The organism is Gammaproteobacteria bacterium, assembly GCA_040183005.1.
Taxonomy (GTDB): domain Bacteria; phylum Pseudomonadota; class Gammaproteobacteria.
Genome location: JAMPIW010000002.1, coordinates 477,727 through 494,358, shown reverse-complemented (window position 1 = coordinate 494,358; position 16,632 = coordinate 477,727). Strand labels below are relative to the sequence as shown.

The 16,632-nt window shown below is 57.1% G+C and carries 14 protein-coding genes; all 14 read left to right on the top strand.

The genetic code is table 11. The annotated features are described in order from the left end of the window. Nucleotides 1-107 precede the first annotated feature (107 nt). The 14 genes from M3A44_03970 to M3A44_03905 all read left to right on the top strand — a co-directional run bounded on the left by M3A44_03970 (nucleotide 108) and on the right by M3A44_03905 (nucleotide 16,597). Complete coding sequence (locus tag M3A44_03970) at nucleotides 108-1,187, top strand: porin (protein MEQ6340816.1); 1,080 nt, start codon at nucleotides 108-110, stop codon at nucleotides 1,185-1,187. 217 nt (nucleotides 1,188-1,404) lie between these two features. Continuing rightward, on the top strand, nucleotides 1,405-2,259 hold the full coding sequence (locus tag M3A44_03965; GenBank protein ID MEQ6340815.1) for a cytochrome c3 family protein: 855 nt from the start codon (nucleotides 1,405-1,407) through the stop codon (nucleotides 2,257-2,259). Further along, nucleotides 2,249-3,139 carry a peptidylprolyl isomerase gene (locus M3A44_03960; protein MEQ6340814.1) on the top strand — a complete coding sequence of 297 codons (891 nt, stop codon included), beginning with the start codon at nucleotides 2,249-2,251 and terminating at the stop codon, nucleotides 3,137-3,139. Before M3A44_03965 ends, M3A44_03960 begins: the two co-directional genes overlap by 11 nt. A gap of 117 nt (nucleotides 3,140-3,256) precedes the next feature. Beyond that, a complete protein-coding gene (locus tag M3A44_03955; GenBank protein ID MEQ6340813.1) occupies nucleotides 3,257-5,107 on the top strand; it encodes a hypothetical protein in 1,851 nt (616 codons plus the stop codon). 153 nt (nucleotides 5,108-5,260) lie between these two features. Next, on the top strand, nucleotides 5,261-5,701 hold the full coding sequence (locus M3A44_03950) for a hypothetical protein (GenBank protein ID MEQ6340812.1): 441 nt from the start codon (nucleotides 5,261-5,263) through the stop codon (nucleotides 5,699-5,701). Between the two features lie 19 nt (nucleotides 5,702-5,720). Next, on the top strand, nucleotides 5,721-6,461 hold the full coding sequence (locus tag M3A44_03945; GenBank protein ID MEQ6340811.1) for a cytochrome c, class I: 741 nt from the start codon (nucleotides 5,721-5,723) through the stop codon (nucleotides 6,459-6,461). Between the two features lie 311 nt (nucleotides 6,462-6,772). Then, entirely contained in the window at nucleotides 6,773-8,068 is a 1,296-nt protein-coding gene (locus tag M3A44_03940; protein MEQ6340810.1) for a hypothetical protein, read from the top strand. Nucleotides 8,069-8,239: 171 nt separating this feature from the next. Next, entirely contained in the window at nucleotides 8,240-8,854 is a 615-nt protein-coding gene (locus M3A44_03935; protein MEQ6340809.1) for a cytochrome c3 family protein, read from the top strand. Beyond that, nucleotides 8,815-10,194 carry a hypothetical protein gene (locus M3A44_03930; protein MEQ6340808.1) on the top strand — a complete coding sequence of 460 codons (1,380 nt, stop codon included), beginning with the start codon at nucleotides 8,815-8,817 and terminating at the stop codon, nucleotides 10,192-10,194. Before M3A44_03935 ends, M3A44_03930 begins: the two co-directional genes overlap by 40 nt. Then, complete coding sequence (locus tag M3A44_03925; GenBank protein MEQ6340807.1) at nucleotides 10,194-11,276, top strand: 6-bladed beta-propeller; 1,083 nt, start codon at nucleotides 10,194-10,196, stop codon at nucleotides 11,274-11,276. The genes M3A44_03930 and M3A44_03925 overlap by 1 nt, the downstream gene beginning before the upstream one ends. Then, a complete protein-coding gene (locus tag M3A44_03920) occupies nucleotides 11,273-13,978 on the top strand; it encodes a hypothetical protein (protein MEQ6340806.1) in 2,706 nt (901 codons plus the stop codon). The genes M3A44_03925 and M3A44_03920 overlap by 4 nt, the downstream gene beginning before the upstream one ends. Continuing rightward, entirely contained in the window at nucleotides 13,975-15,018 is a 1,044-nt protein-coding gene (locus M3A44_03915; protein MEQ6340805.1) for a cytochrome c biogenesis protein ResB, read from the top strand. The genes M3A44_03920 and M3A44_03915 overlap by 4 nt, the downstream gene beginning before the upstream one ends. Beyond that, on the top strand, nucleotides 15,015-15,890 hold the full coding sequence (gene ccsA / locus M3A44_03910; GenBank protein ID MEQ6340804.1) for a cytochrome c biogenesis protein CcsA: 876 nt from the start codon (nucleotides 15,015-15,017) through the stop codon (nucleotides 15,888-15,890). The genes M3A44_03915 and ccsA overlap by 4 nt, the downstream gene beginning before the upstream one ends. After that, on the top strand, nucleotides 15,887-16,597 hold the full coding sequence (locus M3A44_03905; protein MEQ6340803.1) for a tetratricopeptide repeat protein: 711 nt from the start codon (nucleotides 15,887-15,889) through the stop codon (nucleotides 16,595-16,597). Before ccsA ends, M3A44_03905 begins: the two co-directional genes overlap by 4 nt. The last annotated feature ends 35 nt before the right edge of the window (nucleotides 16,598-16,632 follow it).

Sequence of the window (16,632 nt, the reverse complement as noted above, 5' to 3'; positions counted from 1 at the left end):
GGAATGCAAGGAGCTTTTGCCTTGATATGCTAAGACGGGGTGATTGCGTTGTCCTCGGGAGTGCCGGGGGAGGGTGTAGGTGTTAATTACTATTGAGAGGGGTACAAATGCAGAAGAAACTAATTGCCTTGGCAGTTGCTGGTGTGTTGGCTACGCCGTTAGCCGCGCAGGCCGGAGTGGAGGTATATGGCCAGGCGCGGATGTCCGTGGATTATGTCAATAATGATGACACGGGCCTTGCTCCTCCTGCGGGCAGTGGTCTTGCCAACCCTGACAAGAGCGCGCTTTCGGTGACGAACAATGTGTCTCGCATTGGCTTTAAGGGTGACGAGGATCTGGGTAACGGCCTGAAGGCGATATGGCAGATCGAGCAGCGTGTGGATTTCGATACGGGAGGGTTTGCCACTGGGCCCCGTAATACCTTTCTTGGCCTGACCGGCGGTTTTGGTACCGCGCAGATCGGCAAAATCGAGACGCCTCTTCGGCTGGCGACCCAGCGCATCGATGCTTTTGCCGATACCCGGGCCGATTACAATGCCATCATCGGCAACATCGGTGGGACGCTGGTATTCGATAAGCGCAGCAACAATATCATCGTTTATACCTCGCCCGAAATGCAGGGATTCAAGCTGTCGGGGGCCTACGCGCCTAGCGATAAAAGCGATGATCTGCCTCGATCCACCAGCGATGGTGACAAGAGTGTGGGCAGTGTGAACGCGACCTATGGCAATGGCCCGCTATATCTGGCGGCGGCTTTTGAGTCGCAGGGCAACTACACCGGCACCAATGACGCCAGGGCAACCCGGCTGGGCGGGTCGTGGGACTTTGGACAGGGTACGACGGTGGGCGGTGTCTGGGAGAAGGCTGACAAGGGCGGCGCTAATGGTGACCGCAAGGCTTGGTATGTGAACGCGGCCCACAAAATGGGCTATACCACTCTCAAGGCTGCGGTGGCTGGTGCAGGCGATATGGGCAGTAAATCGGATACGGGCGCCATGCAATATTCGCTGGGCGCAGCCTATGCGATGAGCAAGACCGCCGAGGTTTACGCCCTTTACACGATGATGAATAACGACAAAAATGGTGCCTATGGTCTGTGGAACGGCCAGTTAGCCACCGCCGGTTACAACGACAAGAGTGTATCTGCCTTGTCTGTCGGCATCAATTACAAGTTCTCATCCAAGTAAACAGTCACGTTTTACGGGATTGAGTGGGCGCCTTCGGGCGCCCATTTTTTGTGTGCCGTTTGCCATGAAGCAAGCTGAAGGGGGAGCTGCTCCGGCGACCCTTTATTTTGTATGGTTTTGCCTCGTTTTGCCTGGACTATCGGCCTCTGTTTTGTCATTTCATTGACAGTGCAAAACCCCCTGTGTTAGAAAGCTAAAGACAACGAGGGTGGCATAATTGAAAATAAATCACCAAGAACATTCGTTGCGTGGGAGAGGGCTCGTTGTCGGTGCAGTGCTGCTTATTGTCTGTGGCTCGGTTTTTTTTGCCGCAGGCGGCGCGCTGGCCGGCATTTTTAACACCAAGCACAATCTCGGCAGCACGGGCGTGAACGCGGCCAGCCAATTTAGCGGCACGCGGGAGATTTGCGTGTTCTGCCATACCCCCCATGGTGGCAACGAGGCCGCAGCCGTTCCCATCTGGAACCGCAATCTCGACCCCAATGGCTTTCAAACCTATGACCAGATGGGCACCACCACGCTCGATGCCCATGTGGAGCAGGTGGGCTCAGTCTCACTGGCTTGTCTTTCCTGTCATGACGGCACCCAGGCGATGGACTCGTTGCTTAACGAGCCTGGATCCGGGCGGGTTGTTCCAGGCTTCAGGAGCGGCATCTGGAGCGGTCAGGCGGCCTCCGTCGGCGGCAGGATCGCGCCACCCAACGTTATCACCAATTTGAGCAAGGATCTGACCAATGATCACCCGGTGGGCATCCAGTATGCGGGCGGGGGCTATTCCAATTCCAATCCCTCCGGTCCGGGCGCTGACAAGGATTTCAACCAGGCCAACACCGCGATTGTCGGCACGGAGAGGGTGTGGTGGGTAAACACCCCCGTGGAGGGCTCGCTGGCCTTCGAAAAGACCGACATGAAGCTATACACGCGCACCGGTACGCGCGGCAAATATGCCGGCGAGCCGCAACCGTATGTTGAGTGTGCCTCGTGCCATGATCCGCATGTCGATTACAATCCCACCTTCCTGCGCATTGATCCCAAGGGCAGCGCGTTATGTTTGACCTGTCATGCGAAATAGGGGGGGGCGCTGGTGGGCGTTGCAGATATTAACCCTGGCCTTGGTGGGCGTTGCTGTTGCTGGCGTGCCGCCCCAGGAGACTCAAGGAGTGGTCGCGCCGTTCGCTATAGTTGGGGGTGAGGCGATATCGCAGGCGGAGTATCAGTCCGCGCTGCATGAGGGGATGCGGCGCAAGTTTTTTCATGGTGCGCCCTCACAGGAGCAGGTTGACGCCTACCGCCGCGAAGTGGCGCAGGCTTTGATTGACCGTGCTCTGCTGCGGCAGGAGGCGAAGAACCGGGGCTTGGAAGGCGACGATCTGCTGGGGCGTCTGGATGCGGATGTCCGGCGTGTGCCGGAGCCGGGCGCGGAAGAGGTGCGCGGTTATTATAATGCGCATCCGGATAAGTTTACCGCGCCGGAGCGGTTGAGGGTTGCGTTGATCCTGCTCAAGGTGGAGCCTTCTGCGACAGGTGCGGCATGGAAGGCAGCGGAGGCCGAGGCGGCACGCCTGGTTGGCAGGCTGCGCCAGGCAGAGCCACAGCGCCGGGAGGCGGATTTCGCCGAGCTGGCCCGGTTGCACTCGGGGGACGTTTCGGCGGGCCGGGGCGGGGATCTGGGATATGTGCATAAAGGTATGCTGGCCGGCGAGGCGCAGCAGGTGTTGGATGGCATGAAGCCGGGTGATGTCTCCGCGCCGCTGTTGTTGCTGCAAGGGGTGGCGGTGCTGCGGCTGGAGGAGCGCGTCGCGCCCGCATTAAGCGCGTTTGATGCCGCAAAATCGCGCGCGCGTGACTTGCTGGCGAGGGAGCGGGGGGAGGTGGCGTGGCAGGCGCTTATCGAGCGGCTGCGCAGGGAGACGCCGGTTACGATAAATGAAGAAAAAGATGCTGGCCCGTGAAATCGCAGAGCGTGTGGGGCGGTCTGCAATTCGGTGCTGTTTTTAATAATAATTTGAATGCTATCTAGGGGCGCGCCGTCGGCGCGGTTGGCAATATGACTGTCACGCCTTATGTATATGAGCAGATTTGACGCCAGGCATTATATGCTGGCACTGCTCGCGTTCGCGTGGCCTTTGCGTGGCTTCGCGGTGGCTGTGGGGCCTGCGGAGGTGACGGGCAGCCTGGGCTACAACTACCGTCTGCTGCAAGGTTCCGATGACAGCAAAACGGCGAGCAATCAGTTCCTTGTCAATTTGCGCGCGAATTCCTATATCTGGCAGCCCTGGTTTGCCACGGCGGAAGGTGGTCTGACCTTGATGCGGGATGCCGCCAGTGTCAGCAAGGCTAATTCGGATAGCGGTCTCCAGGACAGCAGTTCCAACATAGTGACGGGCGAGTTCAATCTCAACCTGCTTCCGCAAAGCCGCTCGCCTTTCAGTCTGCGATATTTGACTAGCAATAGCCGTGTTGACATGGGGCGGATCAGCAGCGCCCCGGTGACGTTTACAAACCTGGAGTTTGATACCCGCCGTCTCGAATTGCGGCAGTCGTATCTTACGGAGCAAAACGACCGTTTCCTGTTCCGGTATGACACCTCGAACTGGAGTTCGGTCACCGACGGTAGCTATGACGACAGCCTGCTGGGGCTGGAGATGGATATGCGGCGCTCAAAGCAGAATCTTCTGGTCAAGTTAAGCCAGGGGACTACCGAACACTCATTGTCCAAGTTGCGCAATGAGAGCCTTATCTTTGACCTGAGTCATTTTTACACGGCGTCCCCCGCGTTGCGGGTTGATTCCAAGGCCAGTTACTACAATTTTGACCGCTCTTTTCGGGTGACTAGTGCCAGTGCGACCTCGGGCAGCAGCACCACCAATATCGCACAGGCCTCAACATTCGTGTTTTGGCGCCCCGAGGCGAGTCCGCTCTCGCTCAGCGGCGGTGTGCGGGCTTTCAAGCTCGATGGCAATACCCCGCTTGATTCCAATAGTTCGCTCAATCTTAGCGCCAACCTTGGCGGGTTTTATCAATATAACAAGCGCTTGCGTTTTGATGGCAGCGCGGCGGTAACAGCTACAGACAGCAACGGTGTGGCAACACGGATCTCACGGCAGCAGGTGGGAGCTTTGTATCAGTCCGACACCATGGATCTTTTCAAGGGGTCTGGCACGTATCAATGGTATGCTACGGGATCGGCTGATAACCAGACTGACAAGGCGGATAATCAACTGCCGCACAAAAACGAAAGCCGGCAATCGGTTTATGCCACTTTGGCGCACAACGGCCAGAAAACATGGCTTGTGAACGATACATCTTCGGTGAGGATGAGCCTGGGGCAGTCGCTTAACGGGTTTTACCGTTTTGGTGGCAGTGATACGATTACTGCCCAGCAGGACCACCAAGGGACGGTGGCGAACCGCCAGTTTAGCGGGATTGCCGCTGCGAATACCCGGCTGGATCATACCGGTATGGTGGCCTGGAGCCAATCGGATACCGGCACCTCAACCGTGCAGGCGACCCTATCGGACTCGAGGAGTCTGTCCGATACCAAGGATAACCAGCAGCTTGCCAATTTTCAGATAATGCGGACTCAGCCCATCAACCGCTTGAGTTTTTTATCGGGTAATCTTACTGTGCAGTATGTGCGCCAGGATTTTCCTGGCCTCGGTACGGCTTCCAATATTACAACGGCAACAGGTAGAATTGACTATCAGCATTCCAGCGTGCTTGGCATCACCAATTTGCGTTTCCTGTCCAACCTGTTTGTTTCCAGGTCGGCAACGCAACAGGGGATTGACCGCTCCGAATGGGATAATCGCCTGGATTATGCGATTGGGCTCCTGGATGCAAGTCTGAGCTTGCGTTTAATACAGATCGACGGGCAGAATTCAAAATTGCTGTTGTTCAGGATTGCGCGTCGTTTTTGACGAGCCCATGGATGGGCGAGGTAGAGCAACGCATGGAACAGTTGCCGATGTGTGGTGTTGTGCGGTTGGGATATAGCCGCGAAAATTGTTGTCAAACGATTTGATAATTGAAGATGGGAGGGTAGCGCAATGTTTGTAACCAAAAGTCGTTCCATGTGGAGCGCCGCTGTATTGGGTGTTGCCGCATGGCTTGCAGTTTTAGTGGTGCCAACGCCCGCGCAGGCGGAGTATGGTGATGTTGTGATCAATAATTATGCTGATGCGGCAGGTATGCGCCCTGCGGTCTTTTCGCACTGGTTTCACCGTGTCCGTTTCCGCTGCAAGGTGTGCCATGCCGATTTGGGCTTCCAGTTCAAGGCGGGCGGCAACAAGATAACCATGGCCAAGATCATCGATGGCAAGTTCTGTGGCGCCTGCCACAATGGCGAAATTGCCTGGTCAGTGGAAAACTGCGGAATGTGCCATTCCGGTGTCCCCGGCACGCCGACGCACTTCCACGGAAGCACGGTCCAGACGCTGGTGGCGCCCGCATATCAACCGATGACGGCACCTTCCGCTCCCGCTGCGCCCCAAGCACCTGCTCCTAAAAAGTGATGGATAGAGGAAAAAGAAGATGAATCGGTATAATAAAACGCTTTTTGTGACATTTGTCCTGTCGCTGCTGGTGGCGGGGCCTGCATGCAGTTCGCAGGCTCAAGGGGTGGCCCGGCCTGACGGCTCGGTGCCGGTGCAAGACCTGTCTTACGCGCCCAGCTACAAACCGGTCGACGAGGTTGCTCAATCCGATGTGCAGGTGATTCATATCGCCGAAGTCGCTGATATCAATAGCTTCAACCGCAACCTGAAGAAACGGGCATTTCAGTTGCCGCCTGCGGAAGACGGTCTGCGTGACCCTCAAAATGAGGCCACCCATATCCTGGCGGCACCCAAATCGGCATTCGAGGGGCTTCCTACAACTGAGTTCGGTAATCGCGTTGACTGGGTGAAGACGCTCGATGAGAAAAAGATCAGGCCGCGCTGGGACCGTGAAGATCCCGATGCAGAACCGTTTGTGATGGATCTTGATATCGTACGCCCAGTGAAGGCCTCGGTGCCGGATGTGGTGTTCCCGCACCGGCAGCACACGGAGTGGCTGTTCTGCTCCAACTGCCATCCCGCGATCTTTATTCCGCAGAAGGGTGCTAACCAGATCAACATGTCCGCCATTCTGTTGGGCCAGAAGTGCGGCGTATGTCACGGCAAGGTGTCCTTCCCGATTACCACCAAGTCGTGCAAGAAATGTCACTCCAAGCCCAAGCCGGATGATTGGAAGCCGCCACTGAGCGAGACTACTCTTAAGAATCCCTGGAAGTGAAGATAAGCGGCGGACCGTCGGCTGATGGTCCGCCGCTTATGTTTTTATTGCGAGTTCCATTAAGTAACATCCTGAAAGGCCTACTTTAGAAGTGGTTTTTCAGGGTGGTATTTTTTGAAGTCCGTGCATTGAAGTGTTGTGTTTCGGCCGGCTTATCTTGAGACCGTTGCGTGCCGCTAAAAGGGAGGTTAGCGGTTTCAACCAGAATGTCTCGGGTTGAAGGTCGATGGACACTTTGATTGAGTAACTGTCAGCGGATTATTCTTGCAGGTGATCAGGTAATGATGATGAAGTTTAGAAACCAACATAGTATGTTTATGGCGCCAGTGCTTGCGATTTGTCTTGCGGGGTATCACGGCGCATCATTGGCGGCGGAAAAGAGGGATTTTGTGGTCACGGCAGCGCCCAAGGACGGCACCCATCCGTTCTACGGGCAGGGGAGCAAGATGGGGCTGGTTGTCGACGGCGTACAGGGTAAAACCCTGGTTTTGACGCGTGGGGTGGAGTATACCTTTAACGTCAATACGGGCCCTATGCACGATTTCTATTTTTCAAACAATCCGGTTGGGCAGGGCGCCAGTACAATCACCGAAGGGGTGACGGGTCAATTTACCTATAGGGGAACGGTGGAATTTGCCCCGGCTGCGTCCACGCCGGGGGTGGTGTATTACCAATGCCGCAATCATAAAAATATGGGCGGCAAGATCCATGTCGTCGATAAAGGACAAGCTGCGCCGGTGGAATCGTCTTCCACGGTAGCTCCAGCCCCTGCTGAAACCGAGGGATCTTCGGCGCCTCCTCCTGTCACGCCTTCTGCCATGGAGGCCCAAGTCAAGCAGAAAATTGATTTTGCCAACATGCTGGTGAATGTGTCCAAGGGCGCGCAGCGTATCTCCGCAAGCAGCAACGCGCAGGCCAAGGATATGCTGGGATCGGCGCGTGCTCATCTTGACGCGTCGCGGACTGCCTTGGCAGCAGGGGATATTGGCAAGGCACAGGCGGAAGTTGACGAGTCGCTCAAGCTGGTGAGCGCGGCAGCGCGCCTGGTGCCCAGCGATTCACCTGAGGTGACCGATCCTAAATTCCGCTATAACGAGCTGCTGGATGCGATAAAGACCTTTGAGTCGTCTTACAAGCAGCATCGTGACAGATTGGCGGCCAAGAAAGGGAATGCCGCAAACACGCTGGACACGAAGAAATTCCAGGACGCCCTTGTCCAAGCGCGCGGCCATGCCGATGTCGGCCATTATGATGAGGCGAACAAGGTGTTGATGGGCGCGCAAAGAATGGTCACGAGTGCTCTGGGTGTGCTGCTTAATGCAGAGACGGTGGTGTATGACAAAAACTTTGCCACGCCTGCCGAGGAATATGAGTATGAGTTGTCGCGCTACAAAAGCTATGAAGAGCTGATCCCGCTTGCCATAGAGCAAAGAAATCCCCCGGCTGCTACCGTGGAAAAGATGCGTGAGTTGTCGGAAAAGGCCAAGGCTATGCACGGGGATGCGGTACAGCAGGCCGCCAAAAAAGATTATGCGACTGCTATCGGCAATCTTCAGGATGCCACGATGCAACTTCAGCGGGCGCTAATGATCGCTGGCGTGAATTAGTCGCGGTGGTTGGTTCGAGGGCGTTTCACGTTTTATAAGTGTGGTGATCGCCTCCCCCCTGTGGGCAGATCACAATTGAGGGTTGCGAAGGCTGCCTGCGGTAAGCAAAGCAAAAAGCTAGTGATTCGGCGTGCTGGGTAGTTGGGGTGTGTTTGCGGGTTTGGGGTGGCGATGAGCGAAAAGAAAAATCTCCAATTCAATCGTCTGGCCGGGCGGGTGTTCTGCGCGCGTGTTTGGGGTGTCATGGCGGCGTTGCTTTGCCTGATTCTTATGGAGGGTGCCGCCGCATCGGAGTTGATATGGTCCAAAGGGCGGCATTTTCAGACGCAGGGCGAAGCGGTGCCGCTGGCGGAAGATGGTATTCGTGATCCAACCAATCCGGCGATCAAGGTGCTGGCGGACCCTGCCGAGGCATTGGCGGATTTTCCCAGGGATTCAAAAGGCATTATCGATTGGGTAAAGGCGCTTGATGACGGTTTGATTGATCCGCGCAAGGGACTCAATGGTGAAGTTCAAATGTTCCCGGTGGATTTTGATATTATCTTTAAAAATACCGGGTCGATGCCTAATGTCCGTTTTCCTCATCGGCAGCACACGGAATGGCTGACGTGCGCCAACTGCCATCCGTTGATCTTTCTCCCGCAGGCGGGCGCCAATCCCGTTAATATGGCGGCCATCATCCAAGGCCGGTATTGTGGCGTGTGCCACGGCAAGGTCGCCTTTCCGCCAACCCTGAATTGTGGACGATGTCACTCCGTTCCCCGTCAAACTGCCGGCTTTCGCTGACAGCGCTGGGCGTAGCCCTGGTGCTGGCGCAATCCGGCTGTGCCTCGCTGGGTAAACCTGCGCCTGCGCCGCTAGTCAATCAATCACAGGCTGCAAATCAGGATCAATCCGCCCAGGCTGCTGGCACACCCGTTTCCCCGGTGGTTGTTCAGAGAACTCCGCAAGATGAGGTTCTGTTGGCACCTGTGCCCGTGACGGCAATGCCGGAACCGCTTCCCTTAACCATTGCTCCAGATGGGGTTGCGCCAGTAGAGTTGGCTGCTGCGGCTCCGGTGCCTGCTTCAACATTATCGCCTCCAGTTCAGGATCAGAGCGCGCAAGCAACCAATATGCCGCCGCCTCAGAGTGCCATTGTTGCGCCAGGACAGATAGAGCAAGCGCCGTCGGTTGCTTCAATGAAAGAGGTTGGGCAGGATGGGGCGCCGGTTTCCGTGCCGGCGCCAGTTCCCAGTGTGGTGGCAGCGCCCACCCAGTCCCTTGAACTATTGCAGCCTTGGGAGATTATTCGCGGCGGGCCGGAAGGGAATTTCATTGCGGGTGTGAGGGAGTTGAGCTTTGTGCGGCCCATCGCCGTCGCGGCGCGCGGGAATACCCTTTTTGTGATGGATGCCGGCCAGGACATGTTGTTCAGGTATGAGCGCGCTACCGGCAGATTGACGCCCGTCATGAATTTGACTGGTGTGATGACGGGGGATGGGGCGGATATCTATGTTGCCCGTGACCTGTCGTTTTATATCGCTGATACCTTTGGTGCCCGGGTATTGCAGTTTGACCGGAAAGGCCGTTTGCTGCGTACGTTCAGTAATCCGCTGAACATGACCCGTCCGGTTTCCGTGACCGTGGATGAGCCAAGCGGGCGTGTGTTCGTGGCGGATGGGGTATATGATTACGTGTTGGTATTTAACAGCATGGGCCAGTTGACCGGCTCCATGGGCGGTCGCGGCGGTGATCCTGGGGAATTCTTGAATATCACAGCCATGGCACAGGGGCCTGATGGTTTTTATGTCACGGCGCGCGTTGGGCAGCATATTCAGGTATTGGGGGAGGGTGGCCAATACTCTTACTCCCTTCCACAGGAGGGGATAATTTTTCCCACAGCAATAGCCGTTGATCAGGACAACCGTGTCTTTGTCAGCGATTTCAGTGATGGCAGCATCAAGGTTTATGAACAGGGGCGATTGGCTGCGAGTGTCGGCCATCCTGGTTCAGGTCTTGGTCAATTCAGGCATGTCACCGATTTGTGGTTTGATGAGGGCTTGCTATTTGTCGCTGACAGCCTGAATGGGCGCGTGCAGGTCATGCGTGTTGCGCCTGGCACCAAGGGCCAAAACACTAACTAATGGCGATCAGCTTGCAGCGCTGTGGTATTGGTGTCGTGCTGATGGCCTTTGCCCTGTTGACGGGCTGCGCCGAGTCGCGTTCGGTGTTGCGCTATCAGGCAGAGGGCGCGCAAGCCACTGTGTGGCCCCCAGCTCCGGAGACGCCCCGTTACCGCTATGTTGGCGAATTGACGGGTGAGGAGAATATAAAGACCGAGGGTGGCGGAGGCATTGGCGACCTTGGGTTGACGGGGCTGAAGTGGCTGGTCGGGTTGTTTTCGGACCAGCGCCAGGCCGTGATATTGCAGCGTCCGCAGGCCGGTGTGGTGGATGACGGCGGCAGGATTTATGTCACCGACGTCAGTCGCCAGGCGGTTTACGTGTTCGATGAGAAGGTGGGTAAGCTCCATGTGTGGGAGATGGCGCTGGAGGGTACCCGTTTCGAAGCGCCCATTGGTATTGCGTTAGGTGCGAACGGTGAGATCCTGGTGGCCGACTCCTCGCTGGGCAGGGTGGTGCGTCTCAATAGAGAGGGTGTCCCTGTCGGCAGTTTCGGCAAAGGTGTATTGAAACACCCGACGGGGCTGACGCGCGATGCGGTGCAGGGCAGAATCTATGTGGCGGATACCCATGAGCATCGGATCAAGGTATTCGATGACGCAGGGAATCTTCTGGACACCTTTGGCAGCGGCGAGCGCCAGGAGGGCCAGAGTGGGTTTAATTCACCGACCCACCTGACGTTTGCCAATGGCAAGCTGTATGTTGCGGACACGCTGAACGCGCGCATCCAGGTGCTTGCCCCGGACGGCAAGGTGCTGCGCATGTTTGGCAGGCGCGGCCTGTTTCTCGGCGACATGACGCGTCCCAAGGGGGTGGCGGTTGATGGTGCCGGTAATGTGTATGTCGTGGAATCTTATTATGATCATTTGCTAGTATTTAATGGTGAGGGTGAGCTGCTGCTGCCGATCGGTGGGGGGGGCAGCGGAGTGGGGGAATTTTATTTGCCTGCGGGGGTCTGGACCGATCAGCGCCGGCGGATATATGTCGCGGATATGTTTAACGGGCGTATTGTGATCTTTGAGTATCTGGGGGGAGGGGCATGACCGTTTTGCCGGAAACAAAACGGGACAGCCAAAGGCTGCCCGAAGGGCGAGGGTTATGGAAGGCTCACGTTATTAAGCCGCGCGCGGTTGCCGCGATGCTGCTATGCGCGGGTGCGTTGCTGCTGGGCGCTGTGAGTGTCCAGGCCGAGCGCGTGGCTGATATACGCAATACCAAACATAATTTCTCGTCGACGGTGATACCTGTATTGCCGGAAGGCATAACGCGCGATGCCTATGCCACCAACGAGTCCCAGATCTGCGCCTTCTGCCATACCCCCCATGGTGCTACCCTCGCCCCCAAGACCCCGCTGTGGAACCGCAAGCTGTCGGGTGCAACCTATATTCCGTATTCCTCGTCATCCATCGATGCGACCGATCTCGGCCAGCCGGGCGGCAAGTCCAAGTTGTGCCTGTCGTGCCACGACGGCACATTAGCGCTGGGTTCGGTCAATGTACTGAACCGCGTTGAAAAGCCGATTATTGACTTTACCGGCCCCGGCGTTGGGCAGGATGACAAGATCCCCGAGGGACGTGGACAGCATACCGGCTACACACGCCGTCTAGGCACGGACCTGACCAATGACCATCCTATCTCGTTTACCTTCGACAGTGCCCAGGCGGCACGCGATGGTGAGCTGTATGACCCGGCGATGGTGGCGCACCTCGGCACTCGCACGCCGGGGGTCAAGCCCACCCTGCCGTTGGAGGACAACAAGGTTGAGTGTGTGAGTTGCCACGATCCCCATCTGCGCGATACGTCCGGGGACAATATCAAGTTCTTGCGCGTCAACCGCCTCCAGCAACAGCCGCCGACTGACAAGCGCTTCAACGAAAAGAGCGACATCATCTGCCTGGGCTGCCATGACAAGGCGGGCTGGGTGGGTTCGGCCCATGCCCATCCGGCGGTGGCCAATGAGCGTTATGCGGACGCGGCGGGCAAGTTGCGCGATTTCCCCAAAAATCTGCCAGTGTGGCAGGCTGCGTGTCTGAACTGTCACGACCCGCATACCGTGCAGGGGTCGCGCCGCCTGCTGCGTGAAGGCACGGATGGTCCGACGATGGTGGGTGCGGATGGCACCAAATTCAAGCAGGGTGGCAACCCGGCCATCGAGGAAACCTGCTATGCCTGTCATTCCACGGATGGTGGTACTTTACAGGGTCAGGGAGTGAAACCTGGTTTCGAGGTGCCGGACATCAAGACCGACTTCACCACCATGGCGCGCCACATGCCGATTTCCAGCCGCGACCAGCCTGCCGGACGTGAAAGACATGATATCGGTACTGCCACCGATGAGCAGGCTAATGGTCCTGGTGGCGGCAAGGATTTTGTCGAGTCCCCAGCCAACATGGGCAAGGCGAGCAGGGTGAACAAGAAGGGCGAGGTGGGCGGCCTGCAAAACCGCCACGCGGAATGCACGGACTGCCATAACCCGCACCGCGTGACCAAAAATCGTATTTTCAACGCCGACACATCGATTCCCGATACGGAGGGTACGCATAATCACACTGCGGCGCAGATCGCCAACAATCCCGAGCGCCACCACACCAACATCGCTTCCGGTGTGCTGCGCGGCATCACAGGCGTGGAGCCGGGCGGCTGGCCGAGCACCGCGTTTGGCAGCGAGCCGACGACCTTCGTGGTCAAGCGCGGTGACCCGGGTGTGGGTGGCAGTACCGATGTAAACGCACCGTATGTGACGCGCGAATATCAGATCTGCATGAAGTGTCATTCCAATTATGGTTTTGATAAGCCACCCATGCTGGGTTCTTTCTCGGGAGGGACTCCGCCGGGCACCAATGCGATGATTCAATACACCAATATGGGTATGGAGTACCAGTCGCCGGACGATCACAAAGGAGAAGGTACGTCACCCACTCCCAGCGGGGCATACAAGGGTCCGGCTGCCGGACAGGGTTACACGGTAGATTTTCAGAGCGATAACCACCGTTCCTGGCATCCGGCATTGAAGGATACCGGGCGTACCATCGATGTGAGGCGGGTGGACAGCCCGAATATCTGGCGCGAACCCTTCAATGCAGGCGTGGGCATACAGACCATGTATTGCACCGATTGCCATGGTTCGACCACCGCCCCGGGCACAGTAGTGCCCGATGGTGGCGAGCAGGGCAATGTGTGGGGGCCACATGGCTCCAACAGTGACTTCCTCCTGAAAGGCCCCTGGGACGACCAGACTGGCGAGAACAAGCAGGATCACCTGTGTTTCAAGTGCCACAATTATGATTATTACGGCAAGAAGTTCCCGCAGGGCCTGTTAACTGACAATCAGACGCTCAAGAGCGGTTTTGCCAGAAATCCAAATGATGCGTCGGGTTTCGGTTGTTTGAATGTCCAGCGTGTCAATCTGCACACCGGCCACGCGCAGGTGGTACAGAATTTCCGTTGTACGTATTGCCATATCGCCGTGCCGCACGGCTGGAAGAACAAGAACTTCCTGGTCAACCTGAATGATGTTGGCCTTGAGGCAGGCCTGCCGCCAGGCACCCAGATGCGCAACAACACCACGGCACGTTTTTACAATGGGCCGTATTACAACGGTTCCGTGCTGAAAGTGGTGAATTTCAGGCGCAGTGGCGAGTGGACGCCGCAAAACTGTGGCTCCGCGGGTATGCCTGGCAATGGTGCGCGCGGGATCAGTTGGATGAACGGTAGTGGCGGTGAGACGTGTAGCAACCTGCCATGATCCCTATGGTTCGCGCGCTGGGTTCCGTCCGCTTGGCATTGCTGGGCATGGTGCTGCTGGCCTTAGGCGCGGCGTTGAGTTACAACAACCCGGTGAGCACCCCGGTGTGGGTGCTGGTCGTTCCCTTGGCGTTCCTGGCGGTGAATTTGCTGGCCGCCATTGCCACCAACCCACGCATTAACCGCCGTGCCGGCCTGTTGATTTTTCATATCGGTTTGCTTTCCATCATTGTGTTGGCGGGCGTCGGACGGTTGACTCACCTGGACGCGCAACTGGAAATTACTGAGGGCGGCGCATTTTCCCCTCAGGAGTTGAGCGAGGTGAACAAGGGTCCCTTTCACTCCGGTGCATTGGATAAAATAGCCTTTGTGCAGGGTTCATATACAGTGGAATATGCGGCAGGGATGGTGCGCGGCCTGACGCACAGCCAGGTGCTGGTGCCGGATGGGCGTGGCGGGGTGGTGACCAAAGTGGTGGGCGATGATCGCCCCCTGGTGCTGGAGGGATACCGCTTTTACACCACATTCAACAAAGGCTTCGCCCCGGTGCTGACGTGGTTGCCTGATACGGCGCCGAGGGAGGCTATCACCGGTACGGTCCATATGCCCTCTTACCCACTTTTTGAATACAAACAAGATAGCACCTGGACGCCGCCAGGTGGCAAGGAGATTAAACTCTGGTTACGCCTCAAAACCGGATTGCGCGAGGACGCCCCCTGGGTGCTGGACGGCAAAGGCGCCAGCGGCGTGCTGGTGGTCAACTCCGGGGTACGGCGGGTTGAATTGCAGCCGGGAGAGACGGTCCAATTGGAGGGTGGCAAGCTGCGTTATGAGCGTTTGACAAGCTGGATGGGCTACAAGGTATTTTATGATCCCACACTGCATTGGCTGTTTGCCTCGGCGATGGTGGCGATAATCGGCTTGGGCTCACACTTCTGGGGCAGGTTTGGTGCTCGACTACAGCACACTCCGGCACCATCCGCAGGGGCGAGCTTGAAACACGTATCTGCATCGGAGATTTCTGGTGGGAGGGGATTATGAGTGACATTATCGAAAATGTCATTGGCCAGGCCACGGAGCTTCCCTGGCTATGGGCGGGTCTTACTGCCTATGGGCTGGCCACTTTTATTGCCGTTGCAGGCGTAATCAGAACCCAAGGGCGAGCGGTTGGTGCAATGGCGGTGAGCCGTTCGCACGAAAAGCTGGTACTTGTGATTGTCGCCACAGGGGTGGCGCTAATCGCGATAGCGCTGGCGGAGCGCTGGGTGCGTATCGGGCATGGTCCGTTCGTCAATTTGTTCGAATTACTGATGAGCCAGTTGTTCAGTCTGGGACTGGTGTTTACGCTCGTTTATTGGCGCATGCCGGTATTGCGGCCCAGTGCTGTGGTGGCTTTGCCGCTGATGGGGGTGCTGGGGGGCTGGGTGTTGGCCTTGCAGCCCATTGATACGCCGCTGCCTCCCACCTATCACAATGACTGGTTATGGGCGCATGTAGGGCTGGGCAAGATTTTTCTGTCATTGAGTCTGGTGGGCACGGCGCTAGCCGGTGTTATTCTGCTGCGCCACGCCCAGCGCTTTGCCGGGTGGTTTCGACAGATGCCTGCTGACGAAGTGTTGGATGGCTTGGCGTGGCGTTTCATGCTGCTCGCGTTCATCTTTCACAGTTTGATGCTCACCGCAGGTGCGGTATGGGCGCAGGACGCGTGGGGGCGGTATTGGGCGTGGGACGCGCTGGAAACCTCGTCGTTTCTGAACTGGCTGTTGCTCGGCGCAAGCATCCACGCGCGCCTGACCTACCGCATTCCAATCCGTGTTGGAGCAATGGCGATCATCGCCGTGTTCGTGTTTGCCTTCATTACCTATTTTGGCACGCCGTTTTACAGTGAAGCCGCGCATAAGGGCGTGATATGAATCCAGTTGCTCTTGAACGTGATCCGACTGAGATTGCGACATCTGTTGTCTCATTGCTGCTGGTGATGGGGATGGTGGCCCTCATTACGGGTGTAACACGTAATCCCTCTTTCGTGCCTCCGGCGAAAATGAGCGAGACACAAGTGGTTGCAGATCCCAAAAAAGATCCGCAACAGCATGCAAAGCAGGCGCGCATGGCCCAGATCAAGATGCGCTTCGAGCAGGCGGTGGTGATGCTGCATGCAAAACAGTATGAACACGCCGCAACCGCCTTGCACCGCGTCCTGGAGCTCTCACCAAATCTGGTCGATGCCCATGTCAATATGGGGTTTGCCTTGTTCGGGCTGAAACGCTACAAAGAGGCCGAGAGTTTTTTTAACACGGCGACCAATTTGCGCCCCTATCAGGCTAACGCCTACTGGGGGCTTGCCGTTACCCTGGAGGAAATGGGTGACTTGCGGGGTGCGCTGGGGGCGATGCGTACCTATATCCATCTTTCCCCTCCTGAAGATCCGCTGGTGCGTAAGGCGCGTGCGGCGTTGGGAGAATGGGAGTACGCACTGGCGCGCGGGCCATTGCCCAAGGAGGAGGCCGACTTCCTTGCCAGAAAAGGCAAGGAATGGACTGATCGCAACAGCCCTGCGGTGGATATGCCGGAGCAAAAACAGCAAGAGGGCGCACCAATCCGGGTGACGCCAGTGCGGTGATGTTCTTTTTTCAATAATAAAACACGTGTTTCACG